Genomic DNA, 23,071 nt, shown 5'->3' with positions numbered 1-23,071 from the left:
TAATCGCTCTTTTTATTAATATTTGTTCTTCTTTTTCTCTTTACGAGCTTTTACAATATCATATCCAATCCAACCAATTAAGGCAATTAGAACATAAATTCCGTAAGAAGTTTTGTCAGGATTATCATTATTAATTGATGTAAAGAAACGATTCCAAATAAATTTCTTAGGAGCAGCAGGCTCGAACATTCCGTTCATATTTGCCCAAATCATAATAGGACGACCAATAATATGATCTTCTCCAACATAACCAAAGAAACGTGCATCTAATGATTGATTTCTGTTATCACCAACCATAAAATAGTAATTTTGTTTGATTTCGTATTTATCTGTTTTTTGATCATTGATAAATACATCAAACTTACCGTTTGTAGAATCAACTCTTAATGTATTGTTTTCATAGCGACGAATAATGTTAATATATTGCGCTAAAGTCTCTTTGTTAACATCAACTACATCACCTTTTTTCGGAATGTATAAAGGTCCGTATTGATCAGGATTCCAGTTTTTGTTTACTGGAAAAATAGTGTTTGTACTATCAATTTTTCCATTTACAATATGTTCCGTTTTTTCACCTACAGGTTGTAAAATAGGTTCAACAGAAACTACATTTGCATTAGATTTCATTGCTGTAACATGAGCATCAGTCAAAGCTGCAAATTGATAAATAAATGTTCCGTCGCTTTGTTTTGCAGCATTATAATCTGTACTTATGATTCCAAAATTATCGTATAATAATTTATCACTGAAAGGAGTTTTTACAACAACTGTATAAGCATGCTGAACTTGTGCATCTTTTTTCGGAATGAATTTTTTATCGTTTACATATAAAACTCCATTACGAATCTGTACAGTTTCTCCTGGTAAACCAACTAAACGTTTTACATAAGCATCTTTACGATCGATCGCATTGTAAATAGAATCTGTAGGATAGTTGAAGACAACAATGTCGTTCGATTTTAAATCTCTCCAACCTGGAATACGCATATAAGGTAGGCGTGCTTTGTCGATAAAACCATCACGGTAAATAAATTCTGAGAATGGAATTCCGATTGGTGTCATAGGAACACGCGCTCCGTGACTTACTTTTTCTACAAATAAAGCATCACCAATTTTGATTGTATTTTCCATCGATCCTGTTGGAACAATCATTGGTTGAATAAACCAGTTATGAACCAAAGTTGCTAAAACAAGGGCAAAAATTAAGGAAGAAACAAATGTTGGTTTGCGTTTTTCTGGACCTAAATATTTTGGATTATCAGAATAATTAACCGCAAAAATGTATAAACCTAAAGTCAAAACCATAATGACTTTGTCTTTTGTTTCAATTTTTCCGTAAGAATCTCCTAAATCAACAAAGAATACTAACCAAAAAATAGGACCAACAATTGGCAAATAAAATAGAATAATCCACCATTTTGGACGATGAATAATTTCTAAACCTTTCCAGATATTTAGAAAAGGAATATAAGCTTGAATTGCTTGCTTTCCAGCATTTTTATATAATTTCCAAGTTGCAGCTCCAAAGATTATATTGGCAATAATAAAACCAATTAACCAGTAAATTAGTACATGCATAAGTTTTTGATATTTAGTATTTTAATTTAGTTCAGTTCAAGTACATCTTTCATTGTGAAAACACCTTGTTTATTCCAAATCCATTCCGCAGCAATCACGGCACCTAAGGCAAAACCTTTGCGAGAATGCGCCGTATGAGAAATCTCAATAGTATCTACATCAGAGTTATATTGTACGATATGTGTTCCGGGAACATCTTCGATTCTTTTTGCTTCAACTGGAATAATGTCTTTTGCTTTTTCGTCCATCGACCAAGAATTATATGTTGAATTGTCAATAATTCCTTCTGCAATTGTAATCGCTGTTCCAGAAGGTGCATCAAGCTTTTGTGTATGATGAATTTCTTCTAGATTAATTTGGTATTCGTTACGATATTTATTCATCATTCGAGCTAAAATAGAATTTAATTCGAAGAATAAATTAACGCCCAAACTAAAGTTAGAAGCATATAAAAAAGCGGTGTTATTTGAAATTGCTAAATGATTAATTTCTTCTTGTTTATCTAACCATCCTGTTGTTCCACAAATTGTTGCTATTTTATTTTCAAGTAATACTTTAAGGTTGTCGTAAGCGAATTCTGGTCTCGAAAATTCTATTGCAACTTCAACATTATTTAATTCTTCCGCAAGTGGAGTACGAGATATTTTAAGTACAACTTCGTGTCCGCGTTGAATTAAAATTTCTTCAATGGCTTTTCCCATTTTTCCGTATCCTATTAATGCAATTTTCATCTGTAATTTCTAAAATTTTAAGTTAAATGCCAATCCTAAAACTGGCTCTAATGTCATTTCATCTTGAATGACTGTTGGTTTGAATGACATTTCTGTGTCATTACGAACTGTGAATAAATGCGCATCTACTGTTGCATCTACAATATTTAATAAATAAGCTAATGCAGTTAAAGCGACACTATAATCGCGTTTTCGTTTGTAATCATCTTGAATAACTGCCAATTGCTCTGCAGATAAAATTCCTGTGAATTCGTTTGGTGTTCCTTCTCTTACCGCAATATAAGCTTTTCGGTATTTTTTGTACAAATTATTGTAATAAATCGTAAAACCTGTTCCTGTACCTACTAAACCAAGCGCAATAGGTGCTTTTAACCATTTTTTGTTATACAATTGTCCAGCACCAGGTAAAATAGCCGAATACAAAGAGGCTCTAATTGGACTTTTCTCCATTAATGCTTCTTTAGTTACGCTCATTGTATCGTTTACAATAACATTATTTTCGACAACGACTAAAGAATCCGTTTTAACTTGACCGAAAGCAAACGTCGAAGAGATCGTTAATCCAAGTAAGAATGCTTTAATTCTCATTTAAAAATTTTCTTAATCGTTCAAACTCATCATCAGAAGTAAAATTCAAAATTATTTTACCTTTTCCATTATTTGCACGTTTTATTTCAACTTTCGTATTCAATGAATTTGAAATAGAACTTAATGCTTCTTTGTACTGAGAAGGTAATTCATTTGTTGCTTTTTTCTCAGGTTTACCTTCTTTTATCGATTTGATTAAACGTTCTGTATCGCGAACAGATAAATTGTTTTTGACAATTTTTTCGTAAATATCAAATTGTAAATCAGTATCATCAATAGCCATTAAAGCGCGACCGTGTCCCATTGAAATCATTCCGTCACGAATTCCTGTTTGGATAATTGGGTCTAATTTTAATAAACGCAAATAATTGGTAATAGACGTTCTGTCTTTCCCAACACGTTTACTTAATTCTTCTTGTGTTAACTTGATTTCATCAATCAATTGTTGGTAAGAAAGCGCAATCTCGATCGCATCTAAATCTTGACGCTGAATATTTTCGACCAATGCCATTTCCAGCATTTCTTGGTCATTTGCTAAACGTACATAAGCTGGAATTGTTTTTTTACCAGCTAATTGTGAAGCGCGAAAACGTCTTTCACCAGAAATCAATTCATATTCACCAGTTGGTTTTTTACGAATCGTAATCGGTTGAATAACGCCTAATGTTTGAATAGACGAAACCAATTCCTCTAAAGCTTTTTTATCGAAATTAGTTCGTGGCTGCCAAGGATTCGCGGTGATTTTTTCTAAATCTATTTCCAAAATGTTTCCAACCAATTTCTTTGCACCTTCATCTTGTGCTGTTTTTACAGTTGGTTCATCCTTTAATAGAGCAGATAATCCACGTCCTAAGCGATTATTTTTGTTTGGCTTTGCCATTTTATTTAAACTGTATCGTTGTTGTTAATTAAAAATTCACGCGCTAAATTTAAGTAATTTTCTGCACCTTTACTTGCTGCGTCGTACTGAATAATTGTTTCGCCAAAACTTGGTGCTTCTGACAAACGTACATTTCGAGTAATAATTGTTTTGAAAACCATTTGCGGAAAATGATTGTTCACTTCGTCTAATACTTGATTAGAAAGGCGTAAACGCGAATCATACATCGTCAACAATAAACCTTCAATATCCAGTTCTTTGTTGTGATGTTGTTGAATTCCTTTTATCGTATTTAATAATTTTCCTAAACCTTCTAATGCAAAATATTCGCACTGAATAGGAATAATCACAGAATCTGCAGCTGTAAGCGCATTCAAAGTAATTAAACCAAGTGAAGGCGCGCAATCTATAATAATATAATCATATTGATCTTTGATTTCTGATAGCGCGTTTTTTAACATGTATTCGCGGTTCTCGTAATCTACAATCTCAATCTCGGCAGCAACTAAATCTAAATGAGCAGGCATCAAGTCTAGGTTTGGCGATTCTGATTGTAAAATAGCTTTGCTCGCAAGCACTTCATTTTCCAATACTTCATAGGTTCCAGCTTCGATTTCATCCAAATCAAAACCCAAACCAGATGTTGCATTTGCTTGCGGATCTGCGTCAATTAATAAAACTTTTTTCTCTAAAACACCTAATGAAGCGGCAAGGTTTAACGAAGTTGTCGTTTTACCAACACCACCTTTTTGGTTAGCAATAGCAATAATTTTACCCATAATTTACGTTCAAAACGATTTCAAAAATACAATATTTAACCTTGCTAAACCTTAAAGAAAAAATAAATTTTTGAATAATTGTTGAATATTTGTTTTACATCATAAAACATCAGTTCTGTAAAGCTAAATTTTAATATTATTTTATCTTTTTAACAGAATTAAAAAACTTATATTTGCGACAAGTATTTTTATAATTTTTTTAATAAAAAAAGTTGATGAGTTTTAACCTTTTATTCGAAAGCGTTGAGAATAGAAAGAGCTTTAACGCAGTAGTTTTAATGAATAGAAACGAATTTAAGAATTCTTCTTTCCCCTTATTGCTTCGCAATGTATATTATGCGATACGTCTGTAATACCCTAATTTTTTTGCAAAATTTTTAGAATTATTAAACACACGTAACATTTATAAAGCATAATGAAAACTAAATACATAGATTTAATCACGCAATCATTTGACTTTCCACAAGATGAATTTGAATTAGATGGAGAGTACTTAAAATTTAATGGAATTGACCTAAAAGCTTTGGTCGAAGAACATGGAACACCATTAAAATTCACATATTTGCCTAAAATTTCGCAAAACATTCAGAAAGCGAAAGGTTGGTTCGAAAAAGCGCGTGAAGAGTTAAACTATGAGGGAACTTACAATTATTGTTATTGTACAAAAAGTTCTCACTTTCGTCACATTTTAGGTGAAGCATTAAAAAACGATATTCACATTGAGACATCTTCTGCATTTGACATTAATATTGTCGAAAATTTGATTGGAGAAGGTTTGATTACAGACGATCAATATGTTGTTTGTAACGGTTTCAAGCGTGAGGAATATGTAGAAAATATTGCTCGTTTGGTAAATAGCGGACATCGTAAAACGATTACAGTAATTGACAATTACGAGGAAGTTGATTTGTTTTCTGAGGCAATTGAAGGTGATTTTGAAATCGGAATTCGTATTGCATCGGAAGAAGAACCAAAATTTGAATTTTATACTTCTCGTTTAGGAATTGGTTACAAGGATATTGTTCCTTTTTATCAGACAATGGTAAAACCTAATGAACGCATTAAATTGAAAATGCTTCATTTCTTTATTAATACAGGAATTAAAGACAATTCGTATTATTGGAATGAGTTGACAAAATGTTTGAGAGTTTATGTAAACCTTAAAAAAGTTTGTCCAGAATTAGATAGTTTGAATATTGGTGGTGGATTCCCAATCAAAAATTCGTTGAATTTCGAATATGATTACGAATACATGGCGAAAGAAATCTTGTTGCAAATTAAAATGATTTGTGATGAAGAAGGAATTCCTGTTCCAAATATTTTTACAGAATTTGGTTCGTTTACAGTAGGAGAAAGTGGAGGAGTAGTCTACAAAATTCTTTATCAAAAGAAACAAAATGATAAAGAGTATTGGGATATGATCGATTCTTCTTTTATGACAACTTTGCCAGATGCTTGGGCAATTTCGAAACGATTTGTAATGTTGCCAATTAACCGTTGGTACGATAAGTATGAACGTGTATTATTAGGAGGTTTAACATGTGATTCTGACGATTATTACAATTCAGAACAGCATGTAAATGCCATTTATCTTCCGAAATATGATCAAGCAAAACCATTGTATATCGGTTTCTTTAATACAGGAGCTTACCAAGATAATATTAGTGGTTTTGGTGGAATTAATCACTGTTTAATTCCTCAGCCCAAATATATTTTGATTGACGAAAATTATGAAGCAAAAGTATATTCAGAAGAACAAACGCATCAAGATGTGTTGAATACATTAGGATATAAATAATTAGAATTTTTAATAAAATATAAAACAAATAAAATGAGTAAAGGACCAATCAGTCAGTTTATAGAACATAACTATAGACACTTTAATGCAGCTGCTTTAGTTGACGCTGCAAAAGGATATGAGCAACACTTGTTAGAAGGTGGTAAAATGTTAATTTCTTTGGGTGGAGCAATGTCTACTGCTGAATTAGGAATTTCATTAGCGGAAATGATTCGCCAAGATAAAGTGCACATCATTTCTTGTACAGGAGCAAATTTAGAAGAAGACGTAATGAATTTAGTTGCGCATTCTCACTATAAAAGAATTCCAAATTACCGTGATTTAACACCAGAGCAAGAGCGCGAATTGTTAGATACACACTTCAACCGTGTTACAGATACTTGTATTCCAGAAGAGGAGGCTTTTCGTCGTTTACAAGAGCATTTAGAGAATGTTTGGCATGCAGCAGAAGAAAAAGGTGAGCGTTATTTACCACACGAATTTTTATACCAAGTTGTAAATTCTGGAGTTTTAGAGCAATACTACGAAATTGATCCGAAAGATTCTTGGATTGTTGCTGCTGCTGAGAAAAATTTACCTATCGTTTGTCCAGGTTGGGAAGACTCTACAACAGGAAACATTTTTGCGTCTAACGTAATCAAAGGAAATTTAAAAGCGTCTACAGTAAAATCTGGAATTGAGTACATGATTTACTTAACAGAGTGGTATCGTGCTAATTCTGATGGTAAAGGTGTAGGTTTCTTCCAAATTGCTGGTGGTATCTCTGGAGATTTCCCAATTTGTGTTGTTCCAATGATGTACCAAGATTTAGAGTGGACAGATGTTCCTTTCTGGGCATATTTCTGTCAAATTTCTGATTCTACGACATCTTACGGATCTTATTCTGGAGCAGTTCCAAATGAGAAAATTACATGGGGTAAATTAGATGTTGATACACCAAAATATATGATAGAATCTGATGCGACTATTGTTGCTCCATTGATTTTCAACTATATTTTAGGAAACTAATCAATAGAATATATTAAGCATAAAAAAACCACTTCGATTGAAGTGGTTTTTTTGTTATATATCGTTCCGATAATTAATCTTTCATTGCTTCACCAGCTTTTCTATGCGTAAATTTTCCATAGATATGTCTTCTTGCAAAACGGCTTGGAGAATCAGAATTTACCATTTTGATGTACGTATTTTTAGGAACGCCAAAATACTCGTAATGATTTCCATCTAAATGTTCTACTTTCAAAATTTGTTCATCCATATAAAAATCATGAATGTTAGATTTTGCAGTTGTAATCGTATATTCTTCTTTGTTTTTTTCGTGCGTTTCAGGATTAATACTTACTAAAAAGTGGTATGCTTCGATCACAACTTTACTTTTTTCTTCAGCTTCTATTTTGCCTGCTTCGTCGTTGATAAATTTATCAGGATGCGCATCTTTCATCGTGTTTCTGTAAATTGTTTTCAACTCTTTTAGAGTTACATTTTTATCAACTCCAAGTAATTTTCTGTGTTCTACAACGCTTTTCATAATTATAATCCTTTTTTCGGAGTGCAAAAGTACGGATTATAAATCACGAAATACGTTTAATATCCATAAGTTTCGTTAAGGTTATGATAAATAATTTTCTTTTTGTTGAGAATTTGATATTCAATTCCAATACTATCCTTGTTTATAGAAATCAGTTTAGCTTGCTGAATAGGTTCGTTTTCGTATTCATATAGCTTTGGATCATCAGAATTAATATTTAATGTTTCAGAAACAATATCACTATAATCTGGTCTCGCGATATTGTTTGATTTTTCTAAAATAGGAAATTTAGATTCAGAATTATAGATATAAGCACGTTTCATTGCCATAACTTTTTTCGTAACTACTATTTTATATTCATCATTTACTTTAATGGTTTGAATTGTATTCATATTGAATAAAAAACTAACGATAGATAGAAACGGAATTGCCATTGGTAAAATGCTCAATCCAACTAAAGCAAAAAGTAAAAAACCATAAATTTTGATATAGATAATTTTCCAAAATTTAATAACGATGTAAAAGGTGAAAATAATCCAAGTCCAAGCAAGAATTTGATAGGTATATTCTCCTTTTAAATTCAACCCCATAAGGTTTAAACTCAATAAAAATAAAATGAGGAGAACTGAAGAAATGATGTAGATTTTGAGTGATTTTGGCATTTAGGTTATGATTTATTTTTTCGAATATACATTATTTATATGATTTAATCGTTTTGTGTAAAATGAATTATCTCGAATATTTTTGTAATTTTAAACAAGCTAACAACAAACAAAATAAGTATGAAATTGAAAGACGTTCCTGAATTGAAAAACTCTATCTTAGATCTTCCTTCAAAGGAAAAAGATAAACTTCTTTTGCGTCTTATCAATAAAGATGAAACTTTAGTAGAACATTTGCATTTTCAATTATTAGAGGGTGAAAATGATTTGCAAGATCGTGTAAAAAATATTTATGAAAAGATTGATTTGCAGTTTAAAAAGTCTCATCACTTAATTAATCAGATTAATATAAATAGAAGTCATCGTCAATTGTTGTTGACGTTAAAAACATTGAGTGGAATTGTGAATTATCATGTTCAAATTACGAAAGATAAAGTGTCAGAATTTGAATTGAGAAAATATATCATTCAAGAATCTTTTAGTCGTTATCCTTATCTTTTTGAAACTTATACAACAGGAGATAATGCAGAAAAATTATACAATTATCAACACGGGAGATTGAAATTGATTTTTTCTATTTTTGAAAAATTTCATGAAGATTTAAAATTCGATTATTTAAACGATGTTGATGAAATTAATAATTTTTTAACAAAAACTCCTATAAATTTTAAGTCTCAATAGTTCTTTTAAACAAAAGGTTGCTTATGTAATATTGTGTAAAATAATAATTAATTATGCTATAATAGCTTTATTTTTAATTTGTTTGGTCTATTTTTTGTTTGGATTTAAGATGTGAATTAACAAATTATTAATTTAATTAATTGTTAAATATCGAAAAAAGTATAGTTAGTTCTGTGTAAACCGAACTAACTATTTTATATTTGCATGGTTTTGTAGATTATACAATTATGAATATAAAAAATCAAGCATGTAATTTGGATCTTTTTTGCAGCTTTAGTGCTTTTTTGGAGAGAACTTATGGTTTTCCTCCACTGACGGCTAAGTTGCAAGCATACATGATTTTAGAATCAGATGAGGAGGGATTTACTTTCGAAGAACTTCTTGAGATTTTTAATGTTAGTAAAAGTTCCTTATCAAACTCTATTAACTACTTACTATCGATGAAACACATCGAATACATAAATAAAATTAATTCTAGAAAAAGATATTTTAGATTAAATTTTAATTATTTGACAGAGAAATTAGATTTTTTATTTGAAATGATTTCTCAAGATATAGGTTATACAAATCGAATAAAAGAACATAAACTAGCGAATAATACGCTTTCTAAAAATGTTGAAAATAGAGTAGTTGATATCTATTTGGAACATCTTAATCAAACAAAAGTGATATTAGACGAAACAATACAAAAAATAAATAAAATTCAACTAGAAAATAAATAAAATTCAACTAGAAAATAAGTAAAAGTAATATGAAAAACGTTAACGTTATAATGGTTGGTGCTTTGGCAATAGCTTTGAGTTCTTGTGGAAAGAAAGACAATGCTGCTGCTCAACAAGCACAAGGTCCAACGCCTTATCCGGTAGTTGATGTGCCTACGAAAGTGGTAACGAGTTATGATGAATACCCTGCAAATATTCAAGGTATTGTAAATAATGATGTTCGTGCAAAAATCCAAGGATATATTACAGAAGTTTATGTTGATGAAGGTCAATATGTACAAGCTGGTCAACCTTTGTTCAAATTAGAGACAAATGTTTTAACTCAAAATGCGGATGCTTTAAAATCAGGTGTTGGTGCAGCGCAAGCTAATGTAAAAGCGGCTCAGGCTAATGTAAGTGCAGCACAAGCGGCAGTACAAGCAGCTCAAGTAGAGGTAAACAAATTGACTCCGTTGGTACAGAAAAATATTATTAGTAATGTACAATTAGAAACTGCAAAAGCTAATCTAGCAAAAGCACAAGCGAGTTATAATCAAGCTGTAGCTGCTAAGTCTCAAGCGCAGGCTGGTGTTACTGAAGCTCAATCAAATTACAAAGGAGCTCAAGCAAATGTAGATTATTCTGTTGTTAGAGCACCTATTAGTGGAGTGGTTGGTTCTATTAATTCTCGTCAAGGTACATTAGTTGGTCCTACAGATCAAACTCCAATTACTACAGTTTCAAATACAAGTAGAGTATATGCTTATTTCTCTATGAATGAGAAAGAGTATTTAAACTTTATTTCTAAATCTGAAGGATCAACTTTAAAAGATAAATTAAACAAAATTCCAGCAGTTGAATTAGTATTAGCTAATGGAGATGTTTATCCTGAGAAAGGTAAAATACAAACTGTAACTGGTCAAATTAATCCAACAACAGGGACAATTGATTTCCGTGTTACGTTCAATAATGAGGCTAAGCTTTTGGCAAATGGTAACTCAGGGCGTATTCGTGTTCCAAAAACTTATGTTGATGTATTGGTTGTGCCAGAGGCTGCAACGTTTGAACAACAAGGTATGACTTATGTTTACAAAGTAACAAAAGATACAGCTTACGCAACGCCAATTACTGTAGTAGAAAGAGCGAATAATATGGCAGTTGTAAAAGACGGAGTGAAAAAAGGTGATAAAGTTGTTGCACAAGGTGTAGGAAAACTACGTGATAAAACAGCTGTTAAACCAACTCCAGCAAACTTTGATCAAATCGTAGAATCTACAAAAACGGTATTCTAAATTGTAAATAGATATGTTAAAAAAGTTTATTGAAAGACCCGTATTATCTACGGTAATTTCTATCCTTATATTGATATTGGGTATACTGGGGCTTATATCGCTTCCGGTAACACAATATCCAGATATTGCACCCTCTACTGTAAAAATTTCTGCTTCATATCCCGGAGCGAATGCAAAGACAGTAATGGAGTCTGTAATTATCCCGATAGAGGAACAGGTGAATGGGGTTGAAGGAATGGATTATATTTCTTCTACTGCCTCTAATAACGGTTCTGCTTCTATTGATGTTGTATTTAAACCAGGTGTAGATGGAGATATCGCACAGGTAAACGTACAAAACCGTGTGGCACGTGCTACACCATTATTACCTTCGGAGGTAACTCGTTCAGGGGTTGTGACACAAAAACAACAGACATCAGCATTGATGTTTGCTTCGTTTAGTTCAACAAACCCCAAATACGATGAGATTTATCTTCAAAATTATTTGAACATCAATATTATTCCAGCCTTAAAACGTGTAAACGGTGTAGGGGATGCAACTGTGTTTGGTGCGATGACTTATTCTATGCGTATTTGGTTAGATCCTTCTCGTATGGCAAGTTATGGTTTAGTTCCTTCTGAAGTTTCTGCAGCTTTATCTCAAGAATCTCTTGAAGCTGCTGCTGGTTCGTTAGGAGAAAACTCTGGACAGTCATTCCAATATACAATTACATATTCTGGACGATACAAGACAGAAGATCAATATCGTAATATTGTTATTAAATCTTTACCAAACGGACAGGTTCTAAGATTAAAAGATGTAGCAAATGTAGAATTTGGTGCTCAATCTTATGCAGGACGTTCTGCAATGGATGGGGATCCTTCTGCTGTATTTGCTGTTTATCAAACACCAGGATCTAATGCACAAGAAATTATTGTAAACTTGAGAGCTGAGTTAGAAAAAGCTTCTAAATTATTACCAGAAGGAGTTTCTTACACTATCTTAATGGATACAAATACATTCTTAGATGCGTCTATTTCTAAAGTTGTTCACACAATGATAGAAGCGTTTATCTTAGTATTTATTGTTGTATATATTTTCTTACAAGATTTCCGTTCTACATTAGTACCATTGATTGCGGTACCAGTGTCTATTATTGGTACATTCTTTTTCCTTAATTTGGCAGGATTCTCGTTAAACTTATTAACGTTATTTGCCTTAGTACTCGCCATTGGTATTGTGGTAGATGATGCCATTGTTGTGGTGGAAGCCGTGCATGCTCGAATGGAGTCTCATCACGAAGCTCCTATGGATGCAACAAAAAATGCGATGGATGAAATTTCTGGAGCAATCGTTTCGATTACATTAGTAATGTGTGCGGTGTTCGTACCAGTAACATTTATCTCAGGACCAACCGGAGTATTCTACAAACAATTTGGTATTACTTTAATTGTTGCCATTTTAATTTCGGCATTAAATGCCTTGACATTATCTCCAGCATTGTGTGCTTTATTCTTAAAACCACATCAAGAAGGAGAGCAAAAACGTAACTTTATTCAGCGATTCTTTGATGCTTTCAATGCTTCATTTGATCGTATGACACATAAATATGGTAATTCATTCAAATTTTTAATTAAACACAAATGGATTTCATTCTTATTGATTATTGTAAGTGGTTTAGGAATTTGGGGTGTTGGAAAGATGATGCCAACAGGTTTCGTACCAACTGAAGATAATGGGTTTATTATTGGTAATATCGAGTTACCAGCGGGTGCTTCTATGGACCGTGTATATGAAGTTGAAAAAGAATTCCAGAAAAAAATTGAAAAAATTCCTGGATTAGATAAAGCAACAATTATCTCGGGTAACTCTATTATTTCTGGAGCTGGTTCTAACTATGGTATGATGTTCATTAAATTGAAGCCATTCGAAGAACGTACAACAGATGCTTTATCAGTACAATCAATCATTGGACAATTATTTGGTGCTGCAGCTCAAATTCCTGATGCTCAAATGATTTTCTTCCAACCACCATCAATTCCAGGTTTTGGTATGTCTTCTGGTTTCGAGTTGAAATTATTAGATAAAACAGGTGGAGATATTGCTGATTTTGATAAAGTTGCAAAGGAATATATTGGTGCTTTAATGCAACGTCCAGAAATTATGTATGCTCAAACATCTTTAAACACAGGTTTTCCTCAATACGAAATCGATGTTAATATTGAAAGAGCAAAACAATCTGGTGTTTCAGTAAGTTCTATTTTCTCAACTTTACAAGGATATATTGGAGGATTATATGCAGCTGACTTTACACGTTTTGGTAAACAATACCGTGTGTACATTCAAGCTTCACCAGATGATCGTATCAATGAAACAAGCTTAAATAAAATGTTCGTGAAAACGGATGCAGGTTCAATGACACCAGTTTCACAATTTGTGACTTTAAAACGTGTGTATGGTCCTAACTCTGTTAACCGTTTCAACTTATTTACATCAGCTAATATTACAGGAGCAGTAAAACCAGGATTCTCTACAGGTGATGCGATTACAGCAATTAATCAAGTTTCTGAACAAACATTATCTACTTCTTATAGTACTGACTTTACAGGTCTTACTCGTGAGGAGATTAATTCAGGTTCTCAAACAGCAATGATTTTTGCTTTATGTATCGTATTCGTGTACTTTATCTTATCTGCACAATATGAATCTTATGTTTTACCATTCGCAGTATTATTATCTGTTCCTTGTGGTATGATGGGGGCGTATTTATCTCAATGGTTAGCTGGATTAGAAAATAATATCTATTTCCAAATTGCCTTAATCATGTTGGTTGGGTTACTCGCTAAAAATGCCATTTTGATTGTAGAGTTCGCTTTACAAAGACGTGTACACGGAATGTCAATTGTTCAGGCAGCTATAGATGGAGCTAAAGCTCGTTTACGTCCAATTTTGATGACATCTTTTGCCTTTATTTTAGGATTAATGCCATTAGTATTTGCAACAGGTGTATCATCTGCTGGTAACCGTTCTGTAGCTACTGGAGCAGCATTTGGTTTATTGGTAGGTACAATTTTAGGTTTATTTGTTATTCCAGTATTGTTTGTTGTTTTCCAAACATTACAAGAAAAAGTTAAACCAGTTAAATTTGATCGTCCACAAGAAGAAATTGAACATAATAATTCAATCTAAAAATGAAAAAGTACAGAATATTTAATATTACTTTAATCGCAGCTGGATTGTTTGCTGTTCAGTCTTGTTTCGTAGCAAAAGATTATCATCGTCCTGAAGCTGTTGTAAATGAAGCAAATTTCAGAACAGATGTTATTGCAAAAGACAGTGCAAGTGTTGCAACTGTTTCTTGGAAACAAATTTTTACAGACACTCAATTACAAGCTTTGATTAATCAAGGTTTACAAAATAATTTAGATATACGTTCAGCACTGCAAAATATTGCAGTTGCTGAGGCGTATGCTAAACAAGGTAAAGCAGGTTATTTACCAACTTTATCTGTAGGTCCGAAATATACGTTTACAGAAAACTCTCGTAATACTCAATTTGGTGCATTGATGTCAAAACGTGCACAAAGTCAATACGAAGTTTCAGGGAACTTAAGTTGGGAAGCAGATATTTGGGGTAAAATTAGAAGTAATCAACGTGCATCTGCAGCAACTTATTTGCAAACTGTAGAAGCACACAAAGCGGTAAAAACGCAAATTGTTGCATCTATTGCAAATGCATATTACAACTTATTGGCTTTAGATGAGCAAAAAAGAATTTTAGATAAAACTTTAATCAACCGCGAGCAAAGTTTAGAAACAACGAAAGCTTTGAAAGAAGCTGGGAATGTAACAGAAGTTGCAGTTAACCAAACAGAAGCGCAATTGTTCAATGTGAAATCATTATTGGTTGACGTTGAAAATGGAATTAAGATGAATGAAAATGTGATGAGTATTTTGTTAGGAACAAATCCTCAATCTATTAATCGTACAAACTTAGCTTCTCAAAAAATTGACGAAAAATTATCTGTTGGTGTTCCAGCTCAATTATTAGAAAATCGTCCTGATATCAAAGCTGCAGAGTTTGGATTGATGAACGCTTTTGAGAATGTTAACGTTGCGAATGCAAGTTTTTATCCTTCTCTTTCTATTACTGCAACAGGTGGTGTACAAGGAATTGATATTGATAAATTATTTAGTGCGCAATCTTTATTTGCAACGGTGATCGGTAGCTTAACTCAACCTTTGTTACAACAACGTAAATTGCGTACGCAAAAAGAAGTTGCTTTAGCAAATCAAGAAAATGCTTTGATTAATTATAAAAGCAAAATCTTAAATGCAAGTAAAGAGGTTTCTGATGCGTTATACACATACGATGCAGCAACGAAGAAAGCTGAATATAAACAAAAAGAATATCAATTATACAATCAAGCAATTACCTATTCTGAAGAATTGTTAAACTACGGTATGGCAAACTATTTAGAAGTAATTACAGCAAGAGACAATGGGTTGAATGCTGAATTGAATGTTGTTGATGCGAAATTATCATCTTTATCATCAATGGTCGAATTATATCGCGCTGTTGGAGGTGGATGGCAATAAGCAATTCTAATCTTAAGAAAAAAACCTCTCAAATATTTGAGAGGTTTTTTTATACTTCTATTTCTCTAAAACTTCGCAATGAATAATATTGTGAGAAGTTCCTACAAATTCTATTAACCAATTTTCAGTAGTTTCTTCAATTCGATTTTCATCTTTCCAAATTAGATAATCAAATGAAATTGGAATCGAAACAAATTTACTTTTTGGATGAGAAGCAAGTTCACTCAAATCTTCTTCAATTTTTTGTTCCATTTCAAATAAATCTTTTGGTTTTGATTTATGAAAACTATAATAATCAATCGCGATTAATTCTAATATAATTTTGTCGTTTGTAAATGTTTGCGCAAAATCGTAAATCGTTTGAAAAACATCGTTCAAGGTATGTTTGTGAAACAAATGATGCTGCTCAAAATATTGTCCTAATCCCATCAAATAATCGAAAATAGAATACTTTTGACTAATATATTTCAGCGTTTCTGGCGTTCTTGGTTTGTTCCAATAAATCTCCAGAGCATTTTCTAAAGCAGTAATATTTTCTAAATCATTTTCACTTAAAAAATCACTTTTTATAATTTGATAAGGCGGCATTGGATCAAAATGGTAACCATAGTTTTCATATTTTTGACGAACTGGAGTCCCTTTCAGAAATTTCAGAAAACCTAATTGCAATTCTGGTGGATATAGTTTAAAGGTTTCTTCGAAACTAAATTTCAAATCATCAATATATTCCAAAGGTAAACCAACAATTAAATCTAAATGCATCTCAATACGATCTTTCAATTGATTGATAACATTTGACGTTTTTTCAAAATTTTGCTTGCGCGAAACTTCTCGATTACTTTGTTGATTAACGGTTTGAATTCCGATTTCGAAACGGAAAAGATTTTTTGGAACATTTTCGTTGATGAATTTTATAATATCAGGATGAACAATATCTGCTGTAATCTCGAACTGAAAAACATTTCCTTCACGATAATGATCCAAAATAAATTGAAACAATTCGATCGTAAAATCACGTTTTATATTAAATGTTCGATCCAAAAACTTAATTGTTTTTCCATGCTTCATCAAATACAACAAATTTTCTTTAATGGTTTCCATCGGCAAATAGCGCATTTTATTGTCTAAACTTGCTAAACAAAACTCACATTTATAAGGACATCCACGAGAAGTTTCGATGTAACAAACCTTCTTTTCCAAATCCGCTGGATTATCGTATTGATAAGGATTTCGACCTTTTAATCGATTAATATCAAATTGAATATTTTGTGCATTGAAAACAACTTTGTTCTCTTTTTTGTAAACTAAATTCGGTACATTTTCTATTGCGGGATAATTTGCTGCAAATTCCTCGAACGGAATTTCTCCTTCACCTACAATGATATAGTCGATATAATCATTTGCAATCACATCATCATATTCGTAACTAACTTCTGGTCCACCCATCAAAATTTTAGTTTCAGGAGAAATTTGTTTGATTCGTTTACAAACTTCTAACGTCTGCGTAATATTCCAAATGTAGCAACTAAAACAGATAATATTGTATTTAACGCATTTTTCTGCAACTTCATCAAAGTCAGATTTAATCGTAAATTCTTTCCAAAAAATATTTCCATGATGATGATTTAAATCGTACAAAATACGAATTGCCAAATTGAGGTGAATATATTTTGCGTTTAAAGTCGTTAATAAAATTGATGATTGCATAATTTGTAATTGATTTGCAAAAATAATAATTAAAAACCTATCGCTGTACCGCCCAAAGAAACACTTGTTTTGTTATATTTTGTAGGCGTTTTTTTCTTTTTCACTTTGATTGAAAAAATAACAGGTTCTAATGGTAATTCGTTCTTTGTTTCAAATTCACTAATTTTCATGACTTTGTCTAAACCTTTTGTAATTTCTCCAAAAACTGTAAAATCATGATCTAAACGAGGCTGTCCGCCATTTTTTAAATATTCAGCGCGTTGTTCTGCTGTAAATTTGATTCCTTTTTTAGTTTCCAAATCATCTAATTCTTTCGCTGTAATTTTTTTTCCTACAACAAAATAAATTTGATTGTAATAAGAAGCTTTTTCTTTATTTCCATCTCGACCAGCACCTAAAGCTCCCATTTTATGAAAAGCTTTCGGATTAAATTCTGGCGCTAAACGAATCGGTTTTTGCTCTGGATGTTCGGCTTCTCGCGCCAAAATAGGATCATCTAATTCGCCTCCTTGAATGACGAAATCTTTCACAACTCTGTTAAATTGTGCATTTGTATAAGTTCCTTTATTAATCTCACTCAAAATCAAATCGCGATGTTTGGGAGTGAAATCATATAACATTACATCAAATTTTCCGTAATTAGTTTTGAATTTTAAAGTATAGGTTTGCGCAGAAACAAAACTCGAAATTGAAAATCCAATTCCGAGAGCAATATTTTTTAATAATCGATGATTCATTGTAAATTTTCTTGTTCTAAAGATAACAACAAATATAGAAATCTGAATGATTTTAAGCTAAATTCATAATCATAATTAAACTTCCAACACCAATAATTACCCATAAAATAATCGCCATTAATAACGGTTTGTAGCCGATATTTTTCATCATTTTGAATGATAAACTTGTGCCGATTAAGAATAATGTAAGCGTAAGAGCAGCTTTAGATAGATCGATAATAATTGGACTAAATTGATGGACAAAAGGTACATAGGTATTCACACAAATAGCGATTAAAAATAGACCAATAAACCACGGAATATTAATTTTTGATGTGTTGTTTTTGAAAAACAATAAGGTTAAAAACGATAATGGAATAATCCAAAGTGCGCGAGCTAATTTCACTGTTGTAGCGATTTGTAAAGCTTCTTCTCCGTATTTACTTGCTGCTCCAACGACAGAACTTGTGTCGTGAATTGCGATAGCGCACCATAAACCAAATTCGTGTTGAGATAAGTTGAATAAATGTCCAAGCGGTGGGAAAATCAATAATGCAATTGAGTTTAATGTGAAAACTACTGCTAAAGCAACCGAAATTTGATTGGGTTTTGCTTTTGTAATTGGCGCGATTGCAGCGATTGCACTTCCTCCGCAAATTGCTGTTCCAGCGGAAATTAGGTAGCCTGTAGCTTTTTCAATTTTGAAGAGTTTGGTAAATAAAAATCCTAAAATCATCAACGTAGAAATACTTACAACGGTGAATACAATTCCTTCTTTTCCTGCTTGTATAGCCGAAAAAATATTCATTCCGAATCCTAAACCTACCACAGCAACTTTCAGTAAAGTGTTTGATACTTTTCGTGATTGTACTTCGTATGGATTTCCAAATATTTGCGCAACAACAAATCCTAAAACTAATGCGATAGGAGAGCTTATAAAAGGCATTAAACATAGAAATGCACAAATTAAAAAGATAACTTTTTGTGTAGTGAATTGTTGAAATAAGCCTTTTTCTGAATGTATAATTTTCATGATTTGAATAATTTTATGGTACAAATTTCTTGTACTTATTATTCAAAAAGAAATGATAAAAAGTAATCTATTATTACTTTAAGTTATAACTATTGCAAAAATTAATAAACAAATTCACCAATTTAGATTGATCACCTTCTGGAATGATAAAATTGAAATTACGTTCTATCACAAGGTTTTTAATGTCAATAATAGTTAAAGTTTGATTTTTAAGTTCTTGTAAAATAGATTGAATTGATAAAAACGCTAAAGCATCAGAATGTAACACATACGATTTTATACTTTCTGTACTTCCCAATTGAATTTCGATATTGAGTTCATTTAGCTTTATATTTTTCGATTTTAAAGCTAAATCAATGGTTTCTAAAGTTCCAGAACCAGGTTCCCGAAAAACCAACGGAATGTTCTTTAAATCATCTAATTTGATATTATTTTTGGTAAAAATAGAATGATTTTGACGAGAAACTAACACAATTTCATCTTTCATAAACGGAAAATAATGAAACGTTCTATTTTTGATTTGAGCTTCAATTAAACCGACATCGATTTTATGATTTCCTAATAATTCTTCAATTCTTTCCGAATTTTGAATCACCAAACTCAATTGAATTTCAGGAAATCTTTTTCGAAATTCTGCCAAAATAGGAGGTAATACATATTGCGCAATTGTCGTACTTGCACCCAAACGTAAAATTCCTTTTTGTTTTTCTTGTAATTGCCCAATTTCAAATTCCATTTTTTGATAAACAGAAAAAATTTCTTCTGTATATTTTAATAGAATTTCACCAGCTTTGGTCAATTTTATTTTCGTCCCATTTCGTTCAAATAACTTAATGTTAAGATTTAATTCAATTTCTTTAATGTGTTTTGTAACAGCTGGTTGTGTTATGTTTAATTCGTTTGCTGCTTTCGTGAAATTCAATCGTTTAGCAACCGTATCAAAAACTTTTAATCTAAAATCGAACATAAGAAATTATTGAAATAAGCTTAAATTGTATTGCTTTACCAAATCCAAAATCATATGATATCCAGCTGCGGAATTCCCATGTTCGTCAAGTGCAGGACTGAAAACGCCGATACCAATTTTGTTTGGAACGGAAACGGTAATTCCGCCACCAACGCCAGATTTACTTGGTAAACCAACGGTGCGTGAATATTTGCCACTAAATTCATACATTCCAGCAGTCAACATTTGAGATTGAATTAACTGTGAGATTTCTGGATTTTTATACGTTGCATCACCATCAAAACGTGTGCATTGATGCGCAAAGAAATAACCAATTTTAGCTAAATCTTCGGCAGTTACTTCGATAGAACATTGTTTGAAATAGTTGTTCAACTTTTCTTCATCACCTTCAATCAAGCCATTATTTTTCATCAAATAAAACATTCCACGATTTTTGTGTCCCGTTTCTTTTTCAGAATTATAAACGGATTTGCTATAATCTATCGAATTATTTTTGGTGATGTAGCGAACCATTTCAAGGATTTTTTTGAAAGGAATTTCACCTTCACCATCAATCATAGAAGTTGTTAAAATCGCACCAGCATTCATCATTGGATTCAGAGGTTTTCCTGTCGTTTCAAGGTTTGCGTAATGATTAAATGGTTTATCTGTTCCGAAATAACCCATTTTAGAAAATACATTTTTCTCCCCTTTTTCTGTAACAGCAATCATCAACGCAATGATTTTAGAAATACTTTGAATTGTAAATTTTTGATTGATATCGCCAACATTTATCACTTTACCATTTTCATTAACTACAGAAAAAGCAATTTTATCCGCTTGCATTTTTCCTAATTCTGGAATATAATCGGCAACTTTTCCTTCTTTGTAAAAAGCTTTATTTCTCTCAAGAATATCGTTTAATGTTTTTTCATTAATCTGTAAACTTCTCGAACTATTTTTTGACATATTTTGTCCATAAACAGTTTGATTAATTGGATTAAAACATGTTAAAGTAAGACTTAGAAGTAATGTTGAGAATGTATATCGTTTCATTTTATTTGATGTAAAACACAAACTTAAAAAATATTTGGTTGATTCGCCGAGATAAAATAGTTTTATATAAAATGTAGAATCTAAAATTTATAAAAAAATGAAATATTTCGTCCTATTGTTATCGAGTTTGTCTTTTGCGCAAACCTATCAAGTGATTAATGAGGAAAATTCGTCTGTTAGTTACCGAGGTTTGGCTTTTCAGGATGCAAAAACGTTTATTGTTTCTGGCTCAAAAAATACAATTGGTAAAACGATAGATGGTGGTAAAACATTTAGTTGGATTAACCCGAAAGTTGTTGAAAATAGAGATTTTAGAGATGTAGAAGTTTTAGGAAAAGATAACTATTTAGCTTTAGGAATTGATTCTCCTGCTTATGTTTTGCAAACGAAAGATGGCGGAAAATCATGGAATAAAGTGTATGAAAATAATGAAAAAGGTATTTTTTTAGATGCAATTTATGTGGATAAAACTTCGAAAAAGATTATTGTCTTGGGCGATCCAATGTCGCCAGATAAACCATTTGTATTAACGTCTTCGATTACTGATCCGACAAAATGGGAAGTTGCAAAATCGCTTCATGGTCAACCTTTGCGTTTAAAAAATCCGAAAGAAGCTTTTTTTGCTTCAAGTGGAAGTAATTTGTATGTAGATGCAAAGCAAACCTTGATTGTGACAGGAGGAGAGCTATCGAATTTATACTATTATACGCCAAAAGGTGGTCAAATGTATGCGTTAGAGAAAACAAAAAGTTCTACTTCTGGAATTAATGGAATGGCTTATGACGCAACAAATAATGTAGGATATTTGGTTGGTGGAGATTTTACAAAACCAGAAGATTCGAGCTATAATTTCTATAAATTTAAGTTGACAAATGGTAAAATTGCTTTTCAAGATTCATGGAAATATCCAACAGGATATAAATCTGGCGTAACAATTATTTCAAAAGATAAAGTCTTGGTTTGTGGATATTCTGGAGTGGATTATTCAGCAGATGGAGGACATAATTGGACAACTATTACACAAGATAGTTACAATACGTGTACAGTTTCGCCAGATAAGAAATATGTGATTTTGGTTGGGAATAAAGGAAAGATAGGAAAAGTTACGTTATAAAGATTTTCTAAAATTAAAATTAGATTAGAAATTGATTTTCAATTTTATAAATATTAGTTTCTTAGTAAATTTGAATAACCTAATACAATTCATAGTAAAGGGTGGTTAGTAGTTTTTTTAGTAAAAGTTCAGATATTTTTTATCTGAACTTTTTTCGTTAAAATTATTCTTAAAGTTGAGAATTAATTCTTCTTATGATTTCATAATCTTTAACTTTAATAAAATTCAATCTAAAAAATATTCAAAATGAAAAGAAGTGCAAAAGCAGTTTGGAATGGTTCGGTTACAGAAGGATCAGGAACATTAACCACACAAAGTACAGTATTAGATAATACGCAATATTCGTTCAAAAGTCGATTTGAAGAAGGAGTAGGAACAAACCCAGAAGAACTTCTGGCAGCGGCTCATGCAGGTTGTTTTACAATGAAAACTTCTGCATTACTTGGAGACGCAGGTTATACAGCAGAAAAATTAGAAACCGATTGTAAAATTGTTTTTGAAGGAGGAAAAGTTGTTCGATCAGAATTAAGTTTAACAGCAAGTATTCCTTCGATTACAGATGAAGAATTTCAGAAAATAGCAAAAGAGGCAGAAGAAACCTGTCCGATTAGTGTTTCATTTAGTTTCGAAAAAGTGTTGATTTCTGCAGTTTTAGTTGAATAAATTGATAGAATCAAAATAGAAAATCCAACAAATTACTTGT

Annotated in this window: 21 protein-coding genes; 9 read left to right on the top strand and 12 right to left on the bottom strand. The window is 31.8% G+C overall.

Translation table 11 applies throughout. The features are described 5' to 3' along the window. Positions 1-15: 15 nt before the first annotated feature. Genes lepB through B3578_RS10615 form a run of 5 tightly spaced genes read right to left on the bottom strand, consistent with a single transcriptional unit; the run spans position 16 to position 4,556 of the window. Entirely contained in the window at positions 16-1,578 is a 1,563-nt protein-coding gene (gene lepB / locus B3578_RS10635; RefSeq protein ID WP_219033981.1) for a signal peptidase I, read from the bottom strand. A 26-nt stretch (positions 1,579-1,604) separates the two neighbouring features. Next, complete coding sequence (gene dapB / locus B3578_RS10630) at positions 1,605-2,309, bottom strand: 4-hydroxy-tetrahydrodipicolinate reductase (RefSeq protein ID WP_115000386.1); 705 nt, start codon at positions 2,307-2,309, stop codon at positions 1,605-1,607. A 9-nt stretch (positions 2,310-2,318) separates the two neighbouring features. Then, positions 2,319-2,897, bottom strand: coding sequence for a DUF5683 domain-containing protein (locus B3578_RS10625; RefSeq protein ID WP_180904451.1), 579 nt, complete (start codon positions 2,895-2,897; stop codon positions 2,319-2,321). Continuing rightward, positions 2,887-3,777 (bottom strand): ParB/RepB/Spo0J family partition protein, encoded by an 891-nt coding sequence (locus B3578_RS10620; RefSeq protein ID WP_038330580.1) that lies wholly within the window; start codon positions 3,775-3,777, stop codon positions 2,887-2,889. Before B3578_RS10620 ends, B3578_RS10625 begins: the two co-directional genes overlap by 11 nt. A 5-nt stretch (positions 3,778-3,782) precedes the next feature. Then, positions 3,783-4,556 (bottom strand): ParA family protein, encoded by a 774-nt coding sequence (locus B3578_RS10615; protein WP_038330582.1) that lies wholly within the window; start codon positions 4,554-4,556, stop codon positions 3,783-3,785. Between the two features lie 415 nt (positions 4,557-4,971). On the opposite strand from B3578_RS10615, the gene B3578_RS10610 reads away from it, so the two are divergent. Both B3578_RS10610 and B3578_RS10605 read left to right on the top strand, forming a co-directional pair. Continuing rightward, positions 4,972-6,354 (top strand): arginine decarboxylase, encoded by a 1,383-nt coding sequence (locus tag B3578_RS10610; RefSeq protein ID WP_180904450.1) that lies wholly within the window; start codon positions 4,972-4,974, stop codon positions 6,352-6,354. A 33-nt stretch (positions 6,355-6,387) separates the two neighbouring features. Further along, on the top strand, positions 6,388-7,362 hold the full coding sequence (locus B3578_RS10605) for a deoxyhypusine synthase family protein (protein ID WP_219033979.1): 975 nt from the start codon (positions 6,388-6,390) through the stop codon (positions 7,360-7,362). A gap of 73 nt (positions 7,363-7,435) precedes the next feature. Here B3578_RS10605 and B3578_RS10600 read toward each other — a convergent pair whose 3' ends face one another. Beyond that, positions 7,436-7,882 carry a KTSC domain-containing protein gene (locus B3578_RS10600; protein WP_038330588.1) on the bottom strand — a complete coding sequence of 149 codons (447 nt, stop codon included), beginning with the start codon at positions 7,880-7,882 and terminating at the stop codon, positions 7,436-7,438. Between the two features lie 56 nt (positions 7,883-7,938). After that, a complete protein-coding gene (locus B3578_RS10595) occupies positions 7,939-8,472 on the bottom strand; it encodes a hypothetical protein (RefSeq protein ID WP_286494913.1) in 534 nt (177 codons plus the stop codon). A gap of 192 nt (positions 8,473-8,664) precedes the next feature. On the opposite strand from B3578_RS10595, the gene B3578_RS10590 reads away from it, so the two are divergent. From B3578_RS10590 to B3578_RS10570, 5 genes are all read left to right on the top strand, one after another. Beyond that, positions 8,665-9,225, top strand: a complete 561-nt coding sequence (locus B3578_RS10590; RefSeq protein WP_291048559.1) for a hypothetical protein — start codon at positions 8,665-8,667, stop codon at positions 9,223-9,225. A 227-nt stretch (positions 9,226-9,452) separates the two neighbouring features. After that, a complete protein-coding gene (locus tag B3578_RS10585) occupies positions 9,453-9,947 on the top strand; it encodes a GbsR/MarR family transcriptional regulator (RefSeq protein WP_291048556.1) in 495 nt (164 codons plus the stop codon). A 29-nt stretch (positions 9,948-9,976) separates the two neighbouring features. Beyond that, entirely contained in the window at positions 9,977-11,218 is a 1,242-nt protein-coding gene (locus B3578_RS10580; RefSeq protein WP_291048553.1) for an efflux RND transporter periplasmic adaptor subunit, read from the top strand. 13 nt (positions 11,219-11,231) lie between these two features. Continuing rightward, a complete protein-coding gene (locus tag B3578_RS10575; RefSeq protein WP_291048550.1) occupies positions 11,232-14,387 on the top strand; it encodes an efflux RND transporter permease subunit in 3,156 nt (1,051 codons plus the stop codon). A gap of 2 nt (positions 14,388-14,389) precedes the next feature. After that, on the top strand, positions 14,390-15,796 hold the full coding sequence (locus tag B3578_RS10570) for an efflux transporter outer membrane subunit (RefSeq protein ID WP_219033973.1): 1,407 nt from the start codon (positions 14,390-14,392) through the stop codon (positions 15,794-15,796). A 57-nt stretch (positions 15,797-15,853) separates the two neighbouring features. Here the strand turns inward: B3578_RS10570 and B3578_RS10565 are convergent, their stop codons facing one another. From B3578_RS10565 to glsA, 5 genes are all read right to left on the bottom strand, one after another. Beyond that, entirely contained in the window at positions 15,854-17,503 is a 1,650-nt protein-coding gene (locus tag B3578_RS10565) for a B12-binding domain-containing radical SAM protein (RefSeq protein WP_291048545.1), read from the bottom strand. 29 nt (positions 17,504-17,532) lie between these two features. Continuing rightward, complete coding sequence (locus B3578_RS10560) at positions 17,533-18,240, bottom strand: peptidylprolyl isomerase (protein ID WP_219033971.1); 708 nt, start codon at positions 18,238-18,240, stop codon at positions 17,533-17,535. 52 nt (positions 18,241-18,292) lie between these two features. Next, entirely contained in the window at positions 18,293-19,252 is a 960-nt protein-coding gene (locus tag B3578_RS10555) for a YeiH family protein (protein WP_115000367.1), read from the bottom strand. 73 nt (positions 19,253-19,325) lie between these two features. Then, a complete protein-coding gene (locus B3578_RS10550) occupies positions 19,326-20,219 on the bottom strand; it encodes a LysR family transcriptional regulator (RefSeq protein WP_219033970.1) in 894 nt (297 codons plus the stop codon). Positions 20,220-20,225: 6 nt separating this feature from the next. Continuing rightward, complete coding sequence (gene glsA / locus B3578_RS10545; RefSeq protein ID WP_371875726.1) at positions 20,226-21,167, bottom strand: glutaminase A; 942 nt, start codon at positions 21,165-21,167, stop codon at positions 20,226-20,228. A gap of 184 nt (positions 21,168-21,351) precedes the next feature. Here glsA and B3578_RS10540 point away from each other — a divergent pair, with 184 nt between their 5' ends. Together B3578_RS10540 and B3578_RS10535 are read left to right on the top strand one after the other, a co-directional pair. Beyond that, complete coding sequence (locus B3578_RS10540) at positions 21,352-22,368, top strand: YCF48-related protein (RefSeq protein WP_219033968.1); 1,017 nt, start codon at positions 21,352-21,354, stop codon at positions 22,366-22,368. A gap of 246 nt (positions 22,369-22,614) precedes the next feature. Next, positions 22,615-23,031, top strand: a complete 417-nt coding sequence (locus B3578_RS10535) for an OsmC family peroxiredoxin (RefSeq protein ID WP_115000360.1) — start codon at positions 22,615-22,617, stop codon at positions 23,029-23,031. Positions 23,032-23,071: the final 40 nt, after the last annotated feature.

It is taken from the genome of Empedobacter sp. UBA1574 (assembly GCF_002322895.1).
GTDB classification, from domain to species: domain Bacteria; phylum Bacteroidota; class Bacteroidia; order Flavobacteriales; family Weeksellaceae; genus Empedobacter; species Empedobacter falsenii_B.
The sequence above is the reverse complement of the archived record's forward strand: the minus strand, read 5'-3'. Positions and strand labels throughout refer to the sequence as shown.

What these genes read in the sequence shown, in the direction of transcription:
- B3578_RS10570 (WP_219033973.1), top strand. Translation starts at nt 14,390, where the DNA reads ATGAAAAAGTACAGAATATTTAATATTACTTTAATCGCAGCTGGATTG.
- dapB (WP_115000386.1), bottom strand. Translation starts at nt 2,309, where the DNA reads ATGAAAATTGCATTAATAGGATACGGAAAAATGGGAAAAGCCATTGAA.
- B3578_RS10535 (WP_115000360.1), top strand. Translation starts at nt 22,615, where the DNA reads ATGAAAAGAAGTGCAAAAGCAGTTTGGAATGGTTCGGTTACAGAAGGA.
- B3578_RS10610 (WP_180904450.1), top strand. Translation starts at nt 4,972, where the DNA reads ATGAAAACTAAATACATAGATTTAATCACGCAATCATTTGACTTTCCA.
- B3578_RS10600 (WP_038330588.1), bottom strand. Translation starts at nt 7,882, where the DNA reads ATGAAAAGCGTTGTAGAACACAGAAAATTACTTGGAGTTGATAAAAAT.
- B3578_RS10615 (WP_038330582.1), bottom strand. Translation starts at nt 4,556, where the DNA reads ATGGGTAAAATTATTGCTATTGCTAACCAAAAAGGTGGTGTTGGTAAA.
- glsA (WP_371875726.1), bottom strand. Translation starts at nt 21,167, where the DNA reads ATGTCAAAAAATAGTTCGAGAAGTTTACAGATTAATGAAAAAACATTA.
- B3578_RS10540 (WP_219033968.1), top strand. Translation starts at nt 21,352, where the DNA reads ATGAAATATTTCGTCCTATTGTTATCGAGTTTGTCTTTTGCGCAAACC.
- B3578_RS10550 (WP_219033970.1), bottom strand. Translation starts at nt 20,219, where the DNA reads ATGTTCGATTTTAGATTAAAAGTTTTTGATACGGTTGCTAAACGATTG.
- B3578_RS10595 (WP_286494913.1), bottom strand. Translation starts at nt 8,472, where the DNA reads ATGGGGTTGAATTTAAAAGGAGAATATACCTATCAAATTCTTGCTTGG.
- B3578_RS10590 (WP_291048559.1), top strand. Translation starts at nt 8,665, where the DNA reads ATGAAATTGAAAGACGTTCCTGAATTGAAAAACTCTATCTTAGATCTT.
- B3578_RS10625 (WP_180904451.1), bottom strand. Translation starts at nt 2,897, where the DNA reads ATGAGAATTAAAGCATTCTTACTTGGATTAACGATCTCTTCGACGTTT.
- B3578_RS10565 (WP_291048545.1), bottom strand. Translation starts at nt 17,503, where the DNA reads ATGCAATCATCAATTTTATTAACGACTTTAAACGCAAAATATATTCAC.
- B3578_RS10560 (WP_219033971.1), bottom strand. Translation starts at nt 18,240, where the DNA reads ATGAATCATCGATTATTAAAAAATATTGCTCTCGGAATTGGATTTTCA.
- B3578_RS10605 (WP_219033979.1), top strand. Translation starts at nt 6,388, where the DNA reads ATGAGTAAAGGACCAATCAGTCAGTTTATAGAACATAACTATAGACAC.
- B3578_RS10580 (WP_291048553.1), top strand. Translation starts at nt 9,977, where the DNA reads ATGAAAAACGTTAACGTTATAATGGTTGGTGCTTTGGCAATAGCTTTG.
- B3578_RS10575 (WP_291048550.1), top strand. Translation starts at nt 11,232, where the DNA reads ATGTTAAAAAAGTTTATTGAAAGACCCGTATTATCTACGGTAATTTCT.
- B3578_RS10585 (WP_291048556.1), top strand. Translation starts at nt 9,453, where the DNA reads ATGAATATAAAAAATCAAGCATGTAATTTGGATCTTTTTTGCAGCTTT.
- B3578_RS10555 (WP_115000367.1), bottom strand. Translation starts at nt 19,252, where the DNA reads ATGAAAATTATACATTCAGAAAAAGGCTTATTTCAACAATTCACTACA.
- B3578_RS10620 (WP_038330580.1), bottom strand. Translation starts at nt 3,777, where the DNA reads ATGGCAAAGCCAAACAAAAATAATCGCTTAGGACGTGGATTATCTGCT.
- lepB (WP_219033981.1), bottom strand. Translation starts at nt 1,578, where the DNA reads ATGCATGTACTAATTTACTGGTTAATTGGTTTTATTATTGCCAATATA.